Source organism: Shewanella amazonensis SB2B (assembly GCF_000015245.1).
Taxonomy (GTDB): Bacteria; Pseudomonadota; Gammaproteobacteria; order Enterobacterales; family Shewanellaceae; genus Shewanella; species Shewanella amazonensis.
Genome location: NC_008700.1, coordinates 1953911 through 1973491, shown reverse-complemented (window position 1 = coordinate 1973491; position 19581 = coordinate 1953911). Strand labels below are relative to the sequence as shown.

General features: G+C 51.4%; 15 protein-coding genes and 8 tRNA genes. 6 read left to right on the top strand and 17 right to left on the bottom strand.

The features are described 5' to 3' along the window. Positions 1-182: 182 nt before the first annotated feature. The 3 genes from rplY to SAMA_RS08425 all read right to left on the bottom strand — a co-directional run bounded on the left by rplY (position 183) and on the right by SAMA_RS08425 (position 3230). Positions 183-470 carry a 50S ribosomal protein L25 gene (rplY, locus tag SAMA_RS08435; protein WP_011759729.1) on the bottom strand — a complete coding sequence of 96 codons (288 nt, stop codon included), beginning with the start codon at positions 468-470 and terminating at the stop codon, positions 183-185. Positions 471-1116: 646 nt separating this feature from the next. Further along, complete coding sequence (locus SAMA_RS08430; protein WP_041409741.1) at positions 1117-1665, bottom strand: DUF882 domain-containing protein; 549 nt, start codon at positions 1663-1665, stop codon at positions 1117-1119. A gap of 146 nt (positions 1666-1811) precedes the next feature. Next, a complete protein-coding gene (locus SAMA_RS08425; protein ID WP_011759727.1) occupies positions 1812-3230 on the bottom strand; it encodes a L,D-transpeptidase family protein in 1419 nt (472 codons plus the stop codon). A 204-nt stretch (positions 3231-3434) separates the two neighbouring features. Between SAMA_RS08425 and SAMA_RS08420 the strand changes: the two genes are divergently transcribed. Then, entirely contained in the window at positions 3435-3710 is a 276-nt protein-coding gene (locus tag SAMA_RS08420; protein ID WP_011759726.1) for an HU family DNA-binding protein, read from the top strand. On the opposite strand, the gene SAMA_RS19145 is transcribed toward SAMA_RS08420, so the two are convergent. From SAMA_RS19145 to SAMA_RS08375, 9 genes are all read right to left on the bottom strand, one after another. Next, on the bottom strand, positions 3696-4859 hold the full coding sequence (locus tag SAMA_RS19145; RefSeq protein WP_011759725.1) for a nuclease-related domain-containing protein: 1164 nt from the start codon (positions 4857-4859) through the stop codon (positions 3696-3698). The two genes, SAMA_RS08420 and SAMA_RS19145, sit on opposite strands and share 15 nt — an antisense overlap. A 245-nt stretch (positions 4860-5104) precedes the next feature. Beyond that, positions 5105-5191, bottom strand: a tRNA-Leu gene (locus SAMA_RS08410). 38 nt (positions 5192-5229) lie between these two features. Next, positions 5230-5303 (bottom strand) — tRNA-Cys (locus tag SAMA_RS08405). A 30-nt stretch (positions 5304-5333) separates the two neighbouring features. Beyond that, a tRNA-Gly gene (locus SAMA_RS08400) sits at positions 5334-5409 on the bottom strand. A gap of 228 nt (positions 5410-5637) precedes the next feature. Next, entirely contained in the window at positions 5638-6186 is a 549-nt protein-coding gene (pgsA, locus tag SAMA_RS08395) for a CDP-diacylglycerol--glycerol-3-phosphate 3-phosphatidyltransferase (protein WP_011759724.1), read from the bottom strand. A 48-nt stretch (positions 6187-6234) separates the two neighbouring features. Continuing rightward, on the bottom strand, positions 6235-8055 hold the full coding sequence (gene uvrC / locus SAMA_RS08390; RefSeq protein ID WP_011759723.1) for an excinuclease ABC subunit UvrC: 1821 nt from the start codon (positions 8053-8055) through the stop codon (positions 6235-6237). A gap of 2 nt (positions 8056-8057) precedes the next feature. After that, entirely contained in the window at positions 8058-8702 is a 645-nt protein-coding gene (gene uvrY, locus SAMA_RS08385; protein WP_011759722.1) for a UvrY/SirA/GacA family response regulator transcription factor, read from the bottom strand. Positions 8703-9001: 299 nt separating this feature from the next. After that, positions 9002-9092, bottom strand: a tRNA-Ser gene (locus tag SAMA_RS08380). A 361-nt stretch (positions 9093-9453) separates the two neighbouring features. Continuing rightward, positions 9454-9544: transfer RNA gene (locus tag SAMA_RS08375), tRNA-Ser, on the bottom strand. Between the two features lie 203 nt (positions 9545-9747). Between SAMA_RS08375 and SAMA_RS08370 the strand changes: the two genes are divergently transcribed. Together SAMA_RS08370 and fabA are read left to right on the top strand one after the other, a co-directional pair. After that, positions 9748-11478, top strand: a complete 1731-nt coding sequence (locus tag SAMA_RS08370) for a S16 family serine protease (protein WP_011759721.1) — start codon at positions 9748-9750, stop codon at positions 11476-11478. A 78-nt stretch (positions 11479-11556) separates the two neighbouring features. Continuing rightward, complete coding sequence (fabA, locus tag SAMA_RS08365) at positions 11557-12072, top strand: bifunctional 3-hydroxydecanoyl-ACP dehydratase/trans-2-decenoyl-ACP isomerase (RefSeq protein ID WP_011759720.1); 516 nt, start codon at positions 11557-11559, stop codon at positions 12070-12072. Positions 12073-12260: 188 nt separating this feature from the next. Here fabA and rmf read toward each other — a convergent pair whose 3' ends face one another. The 5 genes from rmf to rlmKL form a co-directional block, all read right to left on the bottom strand. After that, positions 12261-12437, bottom strand: coding sequence for a ribosome modulation factor (rmf, locus tag SAMA_RS19375; protein WP_011759719.1), 177 nt, complete (start codon positions 12435-12437; stop codon positions 12261-12263). Positions 12438-12609: 172 nt separating this feature from the next. Then, positions 12610-14487: a DUF3466 family protein gene (locus SAMA_RS08360; RefSeq protein WP_011759718.1), complete on the bottom strand. Its 1878-nt coding sequence runs from the start codon at positions 14485-14487 to the stop codon at positions 12610-12612. Between the two features lie 27 nt (positions 14488-14514). Continuing rightward, a complete protein-coding gene (locus SAMA_RS08355; protein ID WP_011759717.1) occupies positions 14515-16431 on the bottom strand; it encodes an ABC transporter ATP-binding protein in 1917 nt (638 codons plus the stop codon). 1 nt (position 16432) lies between these two features. Beyond that, positions 16433-16660: a glutaredoxin family protein gene (locus SAMA_RS08350; protein WP_011759716.1), complete on the bottom strand. Its 228-nt coding sequence runs from the start codon at positions 16658-16660 to the stop codon at positions 16433-16435. Further along, entirely contained in the window at positions 16653-18779 is a 2127-nt protein-coding gene (gene rlmKL / locus SAMA_RS08345; protein WP_011759715.1) for a bifunctional 23S rRNA (guanine(2069)-N(7))-methyltransferase RlmK/23S rRNA (guanine(2445)-N(2))-methyltransferase RlmL, read from the bottom strand. The genes SAMA_RS08350 and rlmKL overlap by 8 nt, the downstream gene beginning before the upstream one ends. Before the next feature lie 281 nt (positions 18780-19060). On the opposite strand from rlmKL, the gene SAMA_RS08340 reads away from it, so the two are divergent. The 3 genes from SAMA_RS08340 to SAMA_RS08330 all read left to right on the top strand — a co-directional run bounded on the left by SAMA_RS08340 (position 19061) and on the right by SAMA_RS08330 (position 19375). Continuing rightward, positions 19061-19137: transfer RNA gene (locus SAMA_RS08340), tRNA-Met, on the top strand. Between the two features lie 42 nt (positions 19138-19179). After that, positions 19180-19256: transfer RNA gene (locus SAMA_RS08335), tRNA-Met, on the top strand. Positions 19257-19298: 42 nt separating this feature from the next. Next, positions 19299-19375, top strand: a tRNA-Met gene (locus tag SAMA_RS08330). Positions 19376-19581 lie beyond the last annotated feature (206 nt).

Here is a 19581-nt window from a genome sequence, read left to right as displayed (position 1 = left end):
ACCTTGGCCATAGGGTGGCAACCAGAGTGTTGCCACTTGGTCTTGGATGTCGCCCCCCCTGAGGTTCGCCCTCTTCTCTTGATAGACAATCACACAGTGCAATATGGGCTGAAATGTTAACCCCAACGCTGCAGACACAAAAAAAGCGCCCATTGGGCGCTTTTTCCGGCAAAGCGTAATGATTAAGCGTAAACGAAGTCTACGTGGTCAATCATTGGCTTGAACACGTGACGCTGCATAGCCTGAGCGCGTACGTTTACTTCTTTGCCGTCCAGAACGATGGTCAGAACGCTGGTGTAGAAATCATCGTTGGCCTGGATGTTGATGATGTCCTTGTGGTCAAAAACGATGGATACTGGCTCTTTGCCAACACCGTAGATAACAGCAGGAACTTTACCCTCACGACGCAGGCGGCGGCTCGAACCTTTCCCGATCTCAGTGCGGGTTTGTGCAGGAATTGTGTAAGACATGTTTTTATCACTCATATCAGAAAGTTACAGCGCAAATTGATTTTCGACCAACCAAATCACACTGGCTCCGTCAAACACGAAGCGCGCGCATACTAACACAGCAACCCACACCGGGCAAGGCAAGACTGTACTTAGGCGCCTCTGCAGACAAATTGCTAAACAAAGTTTGCAATTGTAACTGCATGGAAAATCTTATGGTTATCAAGAGTTGGCCTGTGATCTTGTTCACATTTCATCCATGGCGCCGCTGTTACGCTGCAACGGATTGGCTTCTGGAGACTCACCATGGTCACAAATAATACTGGCGTCAACGATTTAATGCGTCAGTGGCAAGGCAGCTTTTATTTGTTGGATGCCTTAATGAATCGATTGGAGTGCAAGTTCGATACCCTGGTGATCACCAATGACACCATGGACTTGCTGTTGGCAGAAGCCATCGCCTGTACAAGTGAACTGGACAGCCTGACCCGTCGTTTAGCAGGCAGAAACAGGCCCTCTTCACTGCGCCAATTCTACTGTAGACTTGCGGCCACCTTGTCGGACTGGCAAATGAACAGAGAGCAATCAGGCCTCAGGACCGGGTGTTGCTCTCTGTTATCTGACTATGGCGTACTGCTGAGTGAACTGGACGCCTGGTGTAAAACCGTTACCAGCTGCGCACACGCCCCACGTCCACATGCACAAACCCAGACTGGGGATAGTAACCAACGCCACCCAGCTTAAGTTCTTTGGCGGCATCTCTCAGTCGGTCCAGACGGATCCCCGGTATGGCAATGTCGATGGCCTTGCCTTCCATATGCAAGCTTTTCTTGGCCACTCCCCCACTTTTTTTAGCCAACATAGCATTGGTCTGCGGTGAGCGGTAACCGGAAATAATGTGGATTGTATCCTTGGTTTTTAGGTTTTCCTGCAAATGAAAAAGCAGGTCATACAATCGCTTATCCATTGGTGCTGCAATATTTGCTCGATGATCACGCAAAAGATGATCAAAGTCGGTCAAAATCTCTTTTTGATATTTACCATCAACCCAATAAGCTCCCTGACCTTCTTCCTGGGTGTGGCGGTTAAACATACTCAGCATCCTGCTGCCTTGGGTAGAACGGCTGGCCATCGCCGGCGATGAAATTACAGAAAACATTGCCATGCTTCCCAGCCCAAGCATTAACTGCCTGCGAGCAGGAGAGAATTTTGTCACTCAGTCACCTTTGTATTATTTTTGGTCAAAACAGCCAGAAAATATAACGAAAGGCTTATATGATCAAGCTTTCTAACGCATAAAGTATGACCGAGATCAAAATCCGTCCCATTTGAAAACTGCAGCTATTTATTGGGGCGTTGCGGCTATTTGGCGGCAAGAATTTGATTATTTTGCGCAATTCCGTAGATGTCTTCCCTGAATTGCGCCTTACCTTCGGCGTCGACCCAACTGGTCCAGTAGACAAAATGGACAGGTAGCCGTTCTTTGAGGGTAAACCAGCGGGTGGTTTGTGGCGTTTGCAAGGTTTGTTGCCAGCGACGCGGATCAGCAAGGCGGCCATTGGCAAGCCATGCCGACAATTCGTTTATTTTCTCAACCCTGACACAACCCGACGACAATGCCCGCATCGGTTCATCAAACAAATGTTTATCCGGGGTGTCGTGCAAATAGACATTATCTTCGTTGGCAAAGTGCAGTTTAAACCGTCCCAACGCATTGTCCGGACCTGGACGTTGCTCCAGCAAGTAAGGGAACTTTCCCGCTGCCGCACTTTGGAAAAAGTCGTCCGTTTCCTTCACTTCCTCACCTTCCCTGCTCCAGACAATAAAGCCCTTTCGAGAGAGATAGCTGCCATCTTTACGTACCTTTGGCAGCACATCAAGGCGCATCAAGCGCCGGGGCACGCGCCAGGAGGGATTCACCACCACAGCGCTTATTTCACTTTGAATAAAGGGCGTTTTACGGCTGGGTTTACCAACGATTACCCGTGAGTGCATGAGTGCCTCACCGTCATCGACCAGCTCCAAATCAAAGGCGGGAATATTGACCAGCACATAGGTTGACGGTAGCGTTTGCCGCTCGCGGCTCTGCAATAGATAGTCTCTGGCTAACCGTGCCGCTCTCGTATCGGGTGCAAGGTTCAACCAATAGAGGGTTTTAGGACCAATCACCGCATCTTGTTTTAGCCCGTGTCGATGCTGAAATGCCTTCACCCCCTGTGCCACTTCATCATCATAGCGGGAAAGAGCATAACCAGGTTCAGTCTCCATATCCCCAAGCAACCATAGCCGCTTTGCAATTGCCACCACCTCAGTATGCGAATCACCTGGCCTGAGCAAACCGTTCAGCACTATGGGTTGCCAGGGTTGTTCGGCTAACCACAGCAAGTGCCGCAAGCGGTTCATGGTATTGAGGAATCGGTCGTTGGGCTCGAGGGCTATTAGTCTTGAGTTGAGATCCTGTGTTGCATTTTGATGATGAGCCGATTCGACGGTTTCACTCCGGTTGGCACCCATCTTGCCGCTCTGGTCCATATCCCCCGGGCTTGAATGCACACCCAGCTGGTGCCAGGCATTTTTCAGCTTAAGATAGTCCCGCTCAAGAGACTTGCTGTCCGTGTCGAAATTCCGTAGCAAAGGGCTTAGTTCAATCTCGAGTGAGGGCTCAGCCAAAATAAGCAAGCTGGCCTGGTCACGCATCAATTGACGACTGTAACTGCCCTGCGTGCCCAGTGCGGCCGAGGTGACCAGGGACAGTAAAAAGATCCAATAGACTCTTGCCATGATGACTCCCGCAGGCGCATTCATCCATGCCTTGTCTTAATCATGGCAGCTGGATCTGCGCCTGTCATACCACTGCTGACTGACTTCTCGCACAGAAAGCCAGCAACCGGCCAAGGATCAATGTTTTGCGCTTGAAGATCATTTTCAAGCTGCTATAACTGACCGCTTTTTTACAGATCTTTCTTTGAGGTCCATGGAGCGCCCATGAACAAAGCCACACTGACAAAGTTCATCGCCAACACCACAGGCGTCAGCCAACCCGAAGCCAAACGCCAGCTTGAGCAAATTCTGGCATCGATTCGTCAAGCTCTGGAAGAAGGAGAAACCCTCTATCTGCCTCAGTTCGGCACCTTCGAACTGCGCTACCACCTGCCCCGTCAGGTACGCAACCCCAAGACAGGGGAATTGATGGAGGTCGCTGGGTTCAACCAACCAAGTTTTAAACCTGCGCCAGCTCTTAAGCAGCTAATCGCGGGCTGATAGGCCCATTTGCGATTTGTTGTTGGCCAACGGCACCTCATACTCTGAGCGAACATAATCTATATGAGCACGCTGCGCGGCTTCGCCTGAGCTCAGCATCAGTTCTTCAGCAAGAGCAATGCAGCGTACAACATCGGCCTTCGCAAGCGATGCCGGCTCAGCATCCAACATGTTCAGGTAAGCCAGCATACCCGATAGCAATATAACCCCTTGGGGCAAGGACGTTTTGAAGCTGGCATCGGGTCCAAACACCACCAGCGAGTGAACCTTATCCACCTGCAACACCTTTTTCAGTGCTTCACAGTGACCGAAATTTTGGTGTATGGGGTTTTGAAATGCATAGTGTTTGCCATGCAATACCTGTCGCCAGCTGCGTGCCCGGCTACTGCCAAATATCCAACCACGATAATGTTTACTTTCTATTGCCAGAACATGAGATTGGGTGATTAAGAGTAAATCCACTTCCGTGGTGCCACCATCAGCTAATGGCACTAACACATTGGTGAACAGGCCATAACGCTCCCCGCGGTAATGTGACTTGATAAGGGCAGCAATCGCCTGTTCACCTGCAGCGCCCCTCACCCTGGCATTGTCTCTGGAACAACGTGGAAATACATATAGCAACATCAGCACTGGCAATACCAATAACCACCACAAGTATATCTGCGCCCCAGAGTCCGTATACGCTTCCCTAAACTTGCCGCCCACGGTTTTATGGGCAGTTATCGACAACAGCGGCTTATCAATATCGCCAGGCTGAATGCTCGTTATATTATCCCGCCCGAGCCTGGAGGACCGCGCCGACATATCGTTTGCAGTGGGAGTTTGAATATCGAGACGGGGTACAGCGCGAAGCTGTTTTGATGTGGGTGAACTCAGGTGTGGCTGCGCTTCTGCTACGCTGGGTAATCCAGACTTTCTGGGCTGTTCAATCGGCAATTGACAGTGCCGACTGAAGCTGTCATCAAGCTCAAGATATCTTTCACTTCCGGGTGTGAGACTATCCCTTTCACTGACAATCAGGATGCAGGTTTCCTGAGTATATTGTGCAGACGAAAACTCAGAAGAAGCTGGAGTTAACTCAAGACTCCATCCTGGCTGTACGATCAACAGGCACAAACCCAATAACCGCCAATTAAATATGCGCATCCAGTTCAAATTCCTTTTTCACGCCGAATTACCACGCTACAACAAGCGTCTGCAGCTTTCAGACTGCTCCCATGCATGGACTATACTTCCATTTCATGGCGCAATACGGAAGATAACTTAAAAAGTTTGGAGTAAAGGCGGGATAAAACAAAAGGGTATGAATACCGGTCTGCACCAAAACAGGCGCACATCAAAAGGCCACTTGGATGTTTGAACTGAGTAAAGGGGATATTGCTGTATTTGAATGGTACCCGAGGACGGACTTGAACCGTCACGACGTTACCGTCGAGGGATTTTAAATCCCTTGTGTCTACCGATTCCACCACTCGGGCAAAGTGTCGATGCTTCGCTTATGGAAGTTATCGAAAAGTGGAGGCGCGACCCGGAGTCGAACCGAGATCGACGGATTTGCAATCCGCAGCATAGCCATTCTGCCATCGCGCCATCTTGTCCCAAGCTTCCGGGGAGGAAGTTTGGAGCGACATATCGGGTTCGAACCGATGACCTATACCTTGGCAAGGTATCGCTCTACCAACTGAGCTAATGTCGCATTTTTGCGTCCTTAACTTCAATCAAGGCGGAGGCATCGCTACTTCCTATCTGACTGAGCTAATGTCGCGTTTTTGCTGTTAAGCGTTTGCACTCAAAGTTTCCCCTGACTGCGGATTGGCATTCTACCGATTTCACCCCCACTGTCAAATGCTTATTTTCAGTGAAGATATCGTATGCGCACTAAATAAACGACCTGTATTAAACGCGCACAATCATGGCTGATTCTTTACTCAGAGGTCAGATCTTTCCAGGCAGCCAGGATGTAACTCATCATTGACCAGAAGGTCAAAATGGCGGCCAAGTAGAAAAGTCCAAAGGCCAAATCCACCAAGAATGTGTTTGGTTTCCAAATAAGACCAATGATTGCCACCATTTGTGCGGCCGTTTTGTACTTGCCAATCCATGAAACGGCGACAGCACCACGCTTGCCAATTTCGGCCATCCATTCACGCAGTGCGGAGATAACAATTTCCCGGCCAATCATAAAAAGCGCCGGCAGGGTCATCCAGGGGCTATTGTAGTCGGCGACCAAAAGCACCAATGCTGTCACTACCATGACCTTGTCAGCAACGGGGTCCAAAAAGGCACCAAAACGCGTCAGTTGTCCCAGTTTACGGGCCGCATAACCATCGAGAGCGTCAGTGATGGCCGCAAGCCAAAAGACGAAGGCGGCCGCAAAGGGTGTCCAGGTATAAGGAAGGTAAAAAATCACCACAAAGACCGGTAACAAAAACAGTCGGAATAAGGTCAAGGCAATGGGTAAATTAAACGGCATGGGAAACCCTGGGAGTTCGAAAGCAGCGCCAATCTTGCCTGATTTTTGTCACCCCCGCAATGCGTCGTGGATAGTTTGCGCCATTTCTGCGCTGATCCCGGGCACCTTCGCAAGCTCGGCGACACTGGCATTTTTAACTTGCTGTAATCCGCCGAGATATTGCAGAAGTGCCTTGCGTCGTTTGGGACCAATTCCGGGAATTGACTCCAGAGTCGAGGTATTTCGGGTTTGCTGCCTTTTCGCCCTGTGGCCGGTAATGGCAAAGCGGTGGGACTCATCGCGAATATGCTGGATGAGGTGCAGCGCGGGATTATCGGACTCCAACGAAAACTCGGCCTCACTGCCACCAAAGATGAGGGTTTCAAGCCCAGGCTTTCTGCTCTCCCCTTTTGCAACCCCAACAAGCAGCGGTTGCCGGTCAAGTTCGGCAAACTTGTCGTTGACTATCGTCATGGCAGCTCGCAGCTGCCCCAGGCCGCCGTCGATAAAAAGCACATCGGGCACCTTGCCGGTGCGTTCAATCTTATCAAACCGACGGGAAAGCGCCTGAGCCATGGCCGCGTAGTCGTCCCCCCCTGTAATGCCGCTTATATTGTAGCGACGATACTCCCCCTTATTGGGGCCTTCACGGTTAAAGACCACGCAGGAGGCAACGGTGCTTTCCCCCATGGTGTGACTGATATCAAAACACTCCATGCGTTGTATGGGTGCGCCAAGGCCCAGCACTTCCTCCAGGAGTTCCATACGCTGCTCAACCGTGCTTTTATGTGCCAGCTTGGTCACAACGGCATTGGCGGCATTGGTATTGGCCAGGCGTAAAAACGCGGCCCTATCTGCCCTCACCTTGGTTTTGATTTCAAGCCTGTGACCGAGTGAATCCTGCATGGCGGCTTCAAGCTCATGGAGATCTTCGAACTCTTCGCCAAGTAAGACTTCCTTGGGAATGCTGCGGTGCGCCTCATTTCCCAAATAGAATTGCAGCATAAAGGCACGTAACACTTCGCCAAGCTCAGTGGCATCAGGCACCGCAGGGAAATAACTGCGACTGCCAAAAATCTTGCCTTCGCGGATAAACAGGATATGAAAACAGGCAATACCTGAGGCGTAATTCACCCCGATAACATCCATATCCCCCTGCTGTCCTGAGACATTTTGCTGCTCAGCAACCTTGCGCAGCGCCTGAATTTGGTCACGATAGCGCGCTGCAGCCTCGTATTCCATCGCCAGTGCTGCGGCTTCCATTTTGCCGACCAAACTGGCGATAACCTGTTGGTCCTTTCCTCTGAGGAACAGGGTTGCCAGCCTTACCTGCTCGTCGTAGTCCTCATCGGAAATTTTGCCGACGCAGGGCGCCGAACAGCGGCCAATTTGATACTGCAGACAGGGACGTGAGCGGGCGCGGTAGTAGGCATCTTCACACTGGCGGATGGGAAACAGCTTTTGCATCAGATTGAGGCTTTCACGCACGGCGCCGCCATTGGGGTACGGCCCAAAGTACTCCCCTTTCTCCCGCTGGGCGCCTCTGTGGTAGGCCAGTCTGGGATGTTTATGGCCACTGAGCAAAATATAGGGGTAGGATTTATCATCTCTGAGCAGCACATTGTATTTGGGCATGTACTGCTTGATGTAATCATTTTCCAGGATTAATGCTTCGGTCTCACTGTGGGTAAGGGTGACATCGATGTTGGCGATGTTGGAAACCAAAGCCTGGGTCTTGATATTGGGCAGATTCGTCCGGAAATAGGACGACAGCCGCTTTTTCAGATCTTTTGCCTTTCCTACATAGATAACCTCAGCCGCAGCGTCATACATGCGGTAGACGCCACTGGCACTGGAAACCGTTTTTAAAAAGGCTTTATGGTCAAACACGCTTAAAACTTGCCGGGATCAATAATCTTATGTCGAATAGCCAAACGGGTCAGTTCAACGTCACTGCTGATGCCTAATTTGGCAAATAGGCGATAGCGGTAGCTGTTCACCGTCTTGGGGCTCAAATTCAACTGCTCGGCAATATCGTTCACCTTCATGCTGTTGATAATCATCATCGCGATTTGCAGTTCGCGCTCTGATACCTGCTTGAATGGATTTTCGTCTGTCTGAGTCAGTTGGCTCAAGGCCATCTGCTGGGCAATTTCAGGCGAGAGATAACGCTGCCCACAGGCAACCTGACGGATAGCTTGCAGCACTTCCGGTGGCTTGGCTCCCTTGGTGAGATAACCAAACGCCCCTGCCTGCATGACCTTGGTCGGGAAAGGATCTTCAGTGTGCATGGATAACACAATAATGCGTGCGTGAGGCTGATAACGCAGAATTTTACGGGTTGCTTCGATACCGCCGATACCGGGCATATTCATGTCCATCAGTACGACGTCAGCTTCATTCTGTTTGGACCAGCTGACAGCGGTTTCACCATCAGGCGCCTCACCCACAACCTTGATACCCCGCTCATCTTCCAGGATCCTGCGGATCCCGGTACGAACCAACTCGTGATCGTCGACCAAATATACAGAAATCAAGTTGCACCACCCTGTTTATTTTTGTTTTTACGTAGCTGGCCACGCTCCTTGCGCCCAGCAGCGTTAATTTATCCCAAATTATAGGTGACTGGCAAAGCATTCCGGTGCATTTGGCACTGGGAAATGAAAGGATTATTATGCAATAAATCAGATGCTTTGCCATAAGGCCCAACAGACTGACACCGACATAGCTATGGTTGTTTATAACGCTGCTGTAGGCCGGATTGTAGCCGGGTATAAAGGCCCCGATTCGCCGAAAGCAAAAAGGCGCTGTCCTGAGACAGCGCCTTTTCTTAATATGGCGGAGGAGCAGGGATTTGAACCCTGGGTGGGCTATAAACCCACGCCGGTTTTCAAGACCGGTGCATTAAACCACTCTGCCACCCCTCCGAACGAGACGCATAATATCCGTGAGCCTCTGGGCTGTAAACCCCAATTTTGCAAATTTGTGTCGATTGCTCATTTCAGCAGCAAGAACAAGTGATTATGGTAGAGATTTCGCCAATAAGTTCATAACGATAAACATTTGACAGAAAACCTTGCACAGCAACGCAGACCAAACATGCCCCATTAACGCAGAACGCTCTGATAGGCCATCAATGAACAAACCATAAAGCCGGGAACGCTGCCCTTGGACGATAAGGCGACACAGGCAGTCTGTACTGGGTCAATGCGTGAGGCGTGTGCAATAAAATAATGGAGACGTTAAAAGCGAAAAGGCGCTGTCCAGAGACAGCGCCTTTTCTTAATATGGCGGAGGAGCAGGGATTTGAACCCTGGGTGGGCTATAAACCCACGCCGGTTTTCAAGACCGGTGCATTAAACCACTCTGCCACCCCTCCGAACGAGACGCATAATAGCCCTGAGACCGCGAGCTGTAAACCTCTTTTATCAAAAAAACAATCGATTGCTTAGGCTTTATCCAAATGGATCTGTTTTTGTACAGCAAAGCAGAAATAACCCTCGTTTCGGGCTCACAAGAGACTGATAACAAGCGGCAAGGATATGCTAAAATCCGCCCAACGATGATTTTTCAACAACTTTTATGCACCCATCTTTGATTGCCGCTGAGCGGCTTAGCCCTGCCTTTCATCTTCCCACTGGCCTGCCAGACAATCCCGGTCTCGGACATTTGCTGCTATGTCAGGACAGACTCCTTGACGCTTTCACCCTGGCAAGTCAAATTCCATCCCAGCACTTATTTTTGGCCGATTTTCCAGGCGTGCACCGGGAGTCATTGTTTAAAGCGCTGGCACAAGCGGCACCAGTCCCGCCAAGAGAGCTGGTTGCGCGACGTCACGAAGCCGGCACTCAACTGGTTTGGGAAACCGCCCGCCAAGGCGAGCACGGCTCACTCGCCCGCGAGCATGGATTTTTCACCGTGCTGGGGCACCAGATAAAGCGCGCCGATTTATTGGGCAACATGGTTGAAGACAGCAACGGCAAGGCACAATACCGCCCCGGAGCCCTCGCCAGTTATCCCTATATCTTTATCTGCGTAGAAGCACTCTATCGCCGGGAAGGCCTGTGGCAAGTCTTGTTGGACGTGCTCGACAAAGGCTACTACCGCGTTGGTAAAGACATGAACATCCCGCTGCAATCGACCATCATCCTGGTTGGCAGTGCACTGCAGTATTCTGAACTGCGCGCCCATGACAGCAGCTTCAGCCGCCATTTTCCCCTGCTGGGTGAAATGGCCCACGAGCTCAATCTGACGGTCAAGTCCGAAAAAGAGTATGGTCTTTGGTTAAAAGCCCTCGCTCACGAAGGCGGCTACCAACTTGACGACTCCGCAATGGCTCCCCTCTTCAACTTTGCAGCAAGAGAATGTGAACATCAGCAGCGTCTGTCACTCTCTGGTCAGGACTTGGTACAACTGTTCGCCCAGGCCGCAGTATATGGTCGCTCTGGCAGACTGGATGCGAATGCCATCGACAAGGCCATTAAGCAACTTACCCGCCGTCACAACAGCTCAGAACGCTTCTCTGCCCAGAGTTTCGATGACAGTTTTATCAACCTCCCCACTGACGGAGAAATGATTGGCCAGATTAATGGCCTCACTGTTATCGACAGTGTTGACTATGCCTATGGTGAGCCAGCACGAATAACCGCAACTGTGCACTATGGTGACGGTGAAGTCGCCGATATTGAACGCAAATCAGAACTCGGCGGCAATATCCATGCGAAAGGCATGATGATCCTTTCAGCTTGCCTGTATCGTATTTTTGGTCGTGATGCACCGCTTCACCTGAATGCCAACATAGTATTCGAGCAGTCATATCAGGAGATTGATGGCGATAGCGCCTCCCTTGCGGAGTATTGCTGTTTAATGTCTGCTATTGCAGAGCAGCCAATAAAACAATCACTTGCCGTAACAGGTGCGCTCGACCAGTTTGGCAATGTGCAGGCAATTGGCGGTGTTAACGAGAAAATTGAAGGCTTTTTCAATCTGTGTGAACGTCGAGGTCTCACGGGCGAACAAGGGGTCATCATCCCCAGGGCCAACATGTTGCAGCTGAACCTCGATAAAAAAGTGATAGACGCCGTATCCAAGGGACTGTTCCACATCTATCAGGTCGCGCACATGGACGAAGCGGTAGAGATGTTGATGGCGCTACCTGCTGGCAAGGCCGATGAAGAGCATAACTTCCCTGAGAATACGCTCTATGGCCTGGTTCAGACCAGATTGGATAAACTGGCGGGTGATGAGCCTCTGGACGAACCAGAGGGGTTCTTTGCTTCTCTGCTCGCAAAATGGCCATTTTCCAGAGCCTAAATCGGTGGTTGGACTTGTTTGGCGTACAGGTGTTCGCTAATCTTTGGCACTCTTAATGATGGAGTGGTAACTATTACAATGACTAAAGCAAACAGCTACACCAAAGAAGAACTGATCGCCTGTGGCCATGGCGAGCTTCTTGGCAAAAATTCTCCCCGTCTGCCCGTAGACAACATGCTGATGATCGATCGCGTCGTAACCATTAACGACAATGGCGGCACCTTCGGCAAAGGAGAAATCGTAGCAGAGCTGGATATTGATCCGGATCTCTGGTTCTTTGGTTGCCACTTCGTAGAAGACCCCGTAATGCCAGGTTGTCTTGGCCTCGATGCCATGTGGCAGCTGGTCGGCTTCTTCCTTGCGTGGGAAGGGGCTCAGGGCAAAGGTCGTGCACTGGGTGTAGGTGAAGTGAAATTTACCGGTCAGGTACTGCCAGGTGCCAAGAAAGTCACTTACAAGCTCAACATCAAGCGCACCATCCACCGCAAGCTGGTGATGGGTATTGCCGATGCGACCCTGGAAGTGGACGGTCGTGAAATCTATTCCGCCACCGATTTGAAAGTGGGCGTGTTTACTGACACCTCTACCTTCTGATAAAGACCATAATCAAAAACACCGGCTAAGGCCGGTGTTTTTGTTTGTATCTGCAGGTATCTGCTTTACAGGGCTAAACGCATCTATTGCTTCTAAAAAGTATACAAACTGCCTGAAACACTCAGCCCCTGATTGACGGGTACAAAAATGCCCTCTTTTGAGGGAGGGCAAGTAGCTGCATTAGGTGATTACTTGGTAAAGAGTCCGGTTATTCGGCCATCTACCCCCTCGCGCCAGCCTCCCAGCCATTGTGAGCGCGAATCAAGATTGGAATAGGGGCACATCTCCTTTGAACGACCACCCACTCCGGCCTGAAAGCCCTTAGCAAAAGCTCTGTCCAAGCGATCTCTTTTTTGTCTCTTCATGCAAGCGTCCTCTGTTCTACATAAACAAGAAGCAACAGCTTCACCTGTAGAAATAGAACTTTTCAGAGACGAGATCAATCAAAAAAACACTCGATTTTACCGAGTAAATATTAAGCTATTGAGACAGTGAAGAAAAAAGGGGCCTACCGGCCCCTCATTTTTTTTACGGGTTTTAGCGTACCCGGCGACGGAGCCAAACCAGAGGCAATAACAGCAAAGCGAACAAACTGGCGGCGCCCTGGCGCTCATATTTCTCGCCACCCGTGTTTTCGTCTACCTCAGTACAAGCTATGGCACCAGTCCCTGCAGGCTCAAGCACCACGGCACGCGGCAAGTAAGACGTCACAGGATTACCGTTACCGTCGAGTTCAAATACAAACTTGCCATTTTCGACAACGGGCAGACCGTTTTCGTCGACCTTATAAACCGGCTTGCGCACAAAAGCAGTGCCGACAATCACACCGGCTTCATTGATGCTGTTGGCTTCAACAACCTGTATATCGGCGCTGTAGGTTAAGGTTTTGCCGCTGCCATCCACCACTTCAACCTGATGACGTTGCCAGTTGCCATCCGAGCCCTGTTCGAAGCCTTTGGACTCACAGGTCAGCAGGTTGTTGAGGTTGGAGAACTCCCCACCCTCTTTGGCATTCATATCAAACAGGAAACCGGCCTTGGGACGTGGCTTTTCTTTCTCGTGGGTGGTTTCTATGTAACCAACCACCTGGCCCTTGTTGTTAATGCTCTTGGCGCGGCTGGAGAGATCCGACAATGTGCTGTAAAAATCGTTCGGCACAACCGGCTTGGCATCGGTCGCCTTGGTATCCAGGTAGAAGAACTTGTCACGCAGATAACCCTGAATGTAACTGCGATAAGAGCCCACCAAAATACCGTTATCGTTGATATCGTAGGCCAGTGAACTGTGCACGTCATCTACGTTGATTACTGGTACCCAGTGATAGTCATAACTGCCATCCTGTTTACGAGTCCAGTAGGCGGCGTCCATGCGGAAATAATCTTCATCGCCGTTACGGTTCACATGGGAGCGCCCCACCACAGTTCCCTCGGCGTTGATGCCAAGGCCCTGCGCTGTGTAAGTAAAGGTTGAGTCAGCAGCGGGAGTAAGCCCCAATGGCAAGGCCGTACCTGTCACAGTGTCATTATCCAGCTGCCACACATAGGCGCGGGTCTGATACTGAACGTTACGGGTACCGGTGGAGTTGGGGTATTGCTCAATCTGAACACATACATCAACCGGCAATGCGCCTTCTGTGCTGGCATTGTCAAGACAGGCCTGTACGCGCTCACCGCCATAGCGACTGATATCGGTACTGGCATAACCGGTAACTAAATTTCCCGATATCGCAGTGGCCGCGGACGTTCCACCCACGTAAACCTTTTTGTCCGATTCGCCTTCTTTGGTGCTGGTGTATTCCACATAAGGCGGTGGCAGAGCGACATCACCACTGGTCGTTTTGGCAACGCCACGCAGCTCGAAGTCACGGAAGTACCAAAACTCCTGATCTTCGATGCTGCCGGTATATTCGAGGGTCTTCTGAGGTGCAGTGGTGGCCCCCACTTTCACACCGTCATCTGAAATACCATAGTAGAAGGTATCAATGGAGTTGATGGTTTCAGGAACACTGGTGTCCGTATCTTTGGGGTCTGTGGTGCCATTGATGCTTTCAAAGGTAGGCACCCAGGCACCGGTGGCACCATTTGCCGCCGCACTGAAGGTAAAGTTGTTGGCCACAATGGGCAGCAGCACTGAATAGGTGATCTGCTCTTCATCGGCAATCCCATCGTCACTGTCGATGATGCCGCCTTCGACGTCGTCAGTGGACAGCTTCTTGCGGCCCTTGGAGATCCCCACTAATTCATCATTTTCGTTAACGCCCATGGCGTAACCGTTGCGGGTTCCTTCCAGGGTGCCTCGAAGATCGTAGTTCTCGAGGTTTTTAATTTCGTAAACCGGCGCGGCCTGAGCACTTCCAAGTACCCCGAGCACACCAACAGCCACCAGGGACAATGCCTTTTCCAACTGTAACTTCATTAATAACTTCCCATAATTATCATTGGTTTACTTCATTGACTCGAGTTCTTCCCAACGCTCGAAGTAAACGTCCAATTGCTGTTCTTTTTCGCCCAGCAATGCCAGCCGCGCGTTAACCGTATCCTGTGCCTGAGCATAAAACTCCGGCTGATTCACTTCCTGTTGCAGTGCCGCAATCTCGGCCTCAAGGGCTTCCATCAGTTCAGGCAGGCTGTCCAGCTCCCGCTGCAACTTATAAGAGAGTTTCTTTTGTGTTTTTACATCAGCTTGCTGTTTTACCACAGGCGCCTGAGCTTGGACACTCTTTTGCCCTTCAGGTTCCGCCGCTCCGGTATAGAATCGTGCACCCTGGTCAACAGCATCCTGATAACCGCCCACATATTCGGCCCAGCGGCCATTGCCGGTAAACCACCAGCTACTGGTGACGGTATTGTCGATAAAGGCCCTGTCATGGCTCACGATAAGCAGGGTGCCATCGTATTCGGTCAACATGGACTCGAGCAGCTCCAGGGTTTCGATGTCCAGGTCGTTGGTGGGCTCATCGAGAATGATAAGGTTGGCAGGACGCAGCAGCAGCCTGGCCAGCAGCAGACGGTTTTTCTCACCACCGGAGAGGGCTTTTACCGGAGTGCGGGCCCGTGCTGGTGAAAACAAAAAGTCCTGCAGGTAGCTCAGTATATGGCGATCGCGGCCATTGACGGTTACCGTCTGCTTGCCATCCCCCACGTTTTCTTCAACGGTTTTCTCTTCGTCGAGGTTTTCGCGGTATTGGTCAAAATACGCAACTTCCAGTTTGGTACCGGTTTTGATGTTACCGGACTGAGGCTCGAGTTGGCCTATCAGCAGCTTAATGAGAGTCGACTTGCCGCAGCCATTGGGACCTATCAGTGCAATTCGGTCGCCGCGCATCACGCTCACCGAAAAATCCCGCACCAGATCTTTGTCCGCCAGGTTGTAATTCAGCTCGCTTACATCAAATACCAGCTTGCCACTGCGTTCGCCCTCGGCCACGTTCATGCGAACGTTCCCCTGGCGATTGAGCCGCTCTGAGCGCTCCATACGCAGCGCCTTAAGTGCCCTCACCCTGCCTTCGTTACGGGTGCGCCGCGCCTTAATACCCTGACGTATCCACACTTCCTCCTCTGCCAGTTTTTTATCAAACTGGGCGTTGGCTTCAGCTTCGTGTCTGAGCCATTCGGCCTTGCCTTCCAGATACGCCTGATAGGTGCCGGGCCAGGATGTGACGACGCCACGGTCCAAATCCAGTATTCGGGTCGCCATGCGATTGATAAAGCCACGGTCGTGACTGATAAAGACGATGGCCCCCTTGTAGCTCAGCAAAAACTGCTCGAGCCACTCGATGGTGTCGATATCCAAATGGTTGGTTGGCTCATCGAGCAGCAACAGCTCAGGCTCGCTCACCAGCGCTCTGGCCAGGGCGACTTTTCGCTGCCAACCGCCGGAAAGTTCGCTGAGCGGCTTATCGGGGTCCAGACCAAGGCGTACACAGTGGGCCTGAATTCGGGTATCCAGTTGCCAGCCATTCAAATGGTCAAGCTTTGCCTGCAATGTTTCCATTTCCTTGAGCATGCGCGCTTGCATTGTATCATCGGCGGTGGCCAGGTCGTGGGACAGCTGATGGTAGCGCTCAAGCACTTCGCCGGCTTCTTTCAGGCCCTGGGAGATGTAGCTGTAAACACTGCCCGATTCCGCCTTTGGTGGGTCTTGCTGCAAGCGGCTGATACGCACGTCTGTTGCCAGGTTCAGCTCGCCGTCGTCCAGATGAACTTCGCCATCCAGAATTTTGAGCAGGCTGGACTTACCGGCACCGTTACGGCCCACAATACACACTCGCTCGCCGGCTTCGATGCTGAGATCGGCGTTTTTCAATAAAGGAACATAGCCATAGGCCAAAGAGCCATTGGTGATACGAACAAGACTCACATCAGACTCCTGTAAAAGAGGTTACATCGACAAGTTCAAACGGCCAGCCTAGCTCGGCGCCATCCTGCTTACGTAAAAGCACCGGGATGCGCACCCCATAACGCTCTGCAAGCAACTCATCATCACAAATATCCACCATCAGGTAGGTCACGCCGGCCTCTTGCAGCAGCGCCTCGGCCAAATGGCAAAGATGACAACCATCGGTGTGGTACAACACAAACTCAGCCATGGGTCACAACCCAGCAGTTATGGATTTGCGGATTACGGGCGTAGTCCATTGGCAACACCTTATCGTCAATGTTTACCGCCTTGAGGCCAGCCGCCGCGAGGGCTTCCATATCCATTTTGAACTTGCGTTTATTGTTGGAGAACACAATTTCCCCCCCCGGACGCAACAGCTTTTTCAGGGATGCCAGCAAATCCACGTGGTCACGCTGTACATCGAAAGAGTCTTCCATCCTCTTCGAGTTTGAGAAGGTGGGCGGGTCGATAAAAATCAGGTCAAACTGCCTTTCGCAATCACGGATCCACTGTAGGCAGTCTGCCTGTTCAAACTGATACTGGCGTCCAATCAGGCCGTTCAACATAAAGTTGTCTTTGGCCCAGTTGAGATAGGTATTGGACATATCCACTGTAGTGACAGATTTGGCACCGCCCTTACCGGCGTGCACAGACGCGCTGCCCGTATAGGCAAAGAGGTTAAGCACATCTCTGTTTTTGGCCTTTTCTCCCACCAGTTTACGGGTCAGTCGGTGGTCGAGAAACAGTCCAGTGTCCAGATAGTCGGTGAGGTTCAGCTTGAAGCTGCAGCCATACTCGGTGGTCACAAGCTCAAGCTTTTCACCATCCAATTTTTGGTACTGATTGGTGCCCTTCTGACGCTCACGGGTTTTAAGCACTATCTTGTCCGGGTCTATACCAAGCGCACGTGGCAAGGCGAGCAGCACATCGGTGAGGCGTCTTTTGGTGACAGCTTCAGGAATGGCTGAAGGCGCCGCATATTCCTGCACTACCACGTAATCCAGGTATCGGTCGACGGCGACGTTGTATTCGGGGATATCGGCGTCGTACAGACGGTAACTGTCGATGCCTTCTCGCTTGGCCCATTTTTCCAGCTGCTTGAGGTTTTTCTTCAAACGATTGGCAAAAGGCGCGGCAATCTCGCCGCCCTGGCCCGTGGTATCCACAGGAATATCACGACGGGTACTGGTGGCATGCAGGGTATACAGATTAAAGGCGCATTCCAGAGCCCCGTTGTACATCTTCATCTGTTTGTCGGCTTTGAGCTTTAGCGAAGATACCAACTCCATATCGCTGCAAAGCAAACCGAGCTTCCAGCCACCGTAGCTCTGCTTGAACTTTTCACCAAGCTGGAAGTAGAGCTGCAGCAAGCTGGTGACATTCCCCAGGCGCTCACCATAAGGCGGGTTGGTCAACACCATACCCTCTGCCACCGGCGGCTCCAGATTAAGGGCATTGGCCACTTTAAAGTCGATAAAGTCAAACACACCGGCACTGTTGGCATTGCGTTTGGCAAGCGCTACAACCCGCGAGTCTATATCCGAGCCATAAAACTTAAGCTGACATCGGGTTTTACCCAGAGAAGCACGGGCCTTGGCTTCCTCGATTACCTGTTGCCAGAGGGCCTGGTCGTGTCTGCGCCAGTGTTCAAAGCCAAATCGTTCTCGCATCAGGCCCGGCGCAATATCACAGGCCATCAATGCAGCCTCAATCAGCACAGTGCCACTGCCGCAGAAAGGGTCCAGCAAGGTAACCGGATTGTCGGCCCAACCACTGCGATACAACATGTTGGCGGCAAGGTTTTCTTTCAATGGCGCTTCGCCGGTATTGCCGCGATAGCCACGCTGGTGCAGCGCCGCGCCGGAAAAGTTAATCCCGATGGTAATTTTACCGCGGCCATAGTGGGCGTCGATACGCATGTCCGGATGGCCTTTAACCACATCCGGGCGACTTAAATCGTCATCACGGAATCTGTCGACTACAGCATCTTTGATTTTCAGTGCACCAAACTGGCTGTTATTGATAAAGCCGCCGGTACCGTGAAAATCGATGCTGAAGGTACTGCGATTGCTGAAGTGCGATGGCCAATCAATGGTGTAAGCCGCATTGTAGAGTTGCTCAGCGCTCTGGCACTCACCGGTGAAAAGGATCAGAACGATACGGCTGGCCAAACGTGTCCACAGGGTAATCTGGTAGCCTTGCGCCAACGAGGCACTGAAATACACGCCGGCGACGCTTTCGCGCACGTTCTCTGCGCCAAGGGTTTCCAATTCTTTGGCAAGTGCATATTCAAAGCCCTTTGGGGCGGCTGCAAAAAAGTTAAACATGGGGAGTTACGCCTGCAGAAAAATCAAAGGGCATATTATACCCGCTCGACACTTTAAAAGATAAGCAATCTTGGATTTGCGCCGCCTTTTTGACCACACGGCAGCCGTTATTCCTCTACAGAGCAAACATTGGGTCAATTTAACCCCACATCGCAGGATATTTGGGCAGTCAAACACAAAAGCGGGAATTTCCCTTGTAATTGGATTACAGGATAGTTATAGTTCGCCCCGCTTCGACGCAGAGGGCTGAAACAGCCTCTCAATTGAAGTAAAAAATCGGACGCGGGATGGAGCAGCATGGTAGCTCGTCGGGCTCATAACCCGAAGGTCGTCGGTTCAAATCCGGCTCCCGCAACCAATTCCTCAATTACGAATTAAAACTGATTGCGCACAAATCGGACGCGGGATGGAGCAGCATGGTAGCTCGTCGGGCTCATAACCCGAAGGTCGTCGGTTCAAATCCGGCTCCCGCAACCAATTCCTCAACTACGAATTAAAACTGATTGCGCACAAATCGGACGCGGGATGGAGCAGCATGGTAGCTCGTCGGGCTCATAACCCGAAGGTCGTCGGTTCAAATCCGGCTCCCGCAACCAATTCCTAAGCTACAAATCACCACTGATTGCACTGAATCGGACGCAGTATATTAGCTCGCCGGGCTCACTCTCTAAAAAGAGTCGAAGGTCGTCGGCGTATACCCATTGCTAACCCGGCCCCGCAACCAAATCCTCAATTATAAATCAACACTGATGCACTGAATCGGACGCGGCATATTAGCTCGTCGGGCGCACTGTCCAAAAAA

Coding starts and splice junctions, on each gene's coding strand:
- SAMA_RS08350 (WP_011759716.1), bottom strand. CDS start 16,660: ATGGCTGAGTTTGTGTTGTACCACACCGATGGTTGTCATCTTTGCCAT.
- SAMA_RS19145 (WP_011759725.1), bottom strand. CDS start 4,859: ATGCGCATATTTAATTGGCGGTTATTGGGTTTGTGCCTGTTGATCGTA.
- rlmKL (WP_011759715.1), bottom strand. CDS start 18,779: ATGTTTAACTTTTTTGCAGCCGCCCCAAAGGGCTTTGAATATGCACTT.
- SAMA_RS08425 (WP_011759727.1), bottom strand. CDS start 3,230: ATGGCAAGAGTCTATTGGATCTTTTTACTGTCCCTGGTCACCTCGGCC.
- rplY (WP_011759729.1), bottom strand. CDS start 470: ATGTCTTACACAATTCCTGCACAAACCCGCACTGAGATCGGGAAAGGT.
- fabA (WP_011759720.1), top strand. CDS start 11,557: ATGACTAAAGCAAACAGCTACACCAAAGAAGAACTGATCGCCTGTGGC.
- pgsA (WP_011759724.1), bottom strand. CDS start 6,186: ATGCCGTTTAATTTACCCATTGCCTTGACCTTATTCCGACTGTTTTTG.
- SAMA_RS08420 (WP_011759726.1), top strand. CDS start 3,435: ATGAACAAAGCCACACTGACAAAGTTCATCGCCAACACCACAGGCGTC.
- SAMA_RS08360 (WP_011759718.1), bottom strand. CDS start 14,487: ATGAAGTTACAGTTGGAAAAGGCATTGTCCCTGGTGGCTGTTGGTGTG.
- SAMA_RS08370 (WP_011759721.1), top strand. CDS start 9,748: ATGCACCCATCTTTGATTGCCGCTGAGCGGCTTAGCCCTGCCTTTCAT.
- rmf (WP_011759719.1), bottom strand. CDS start 12,437: ATGAAGAGACAAAAAAGAGATCGCTTGGACAGAGCTTTTGCTAAGGGC.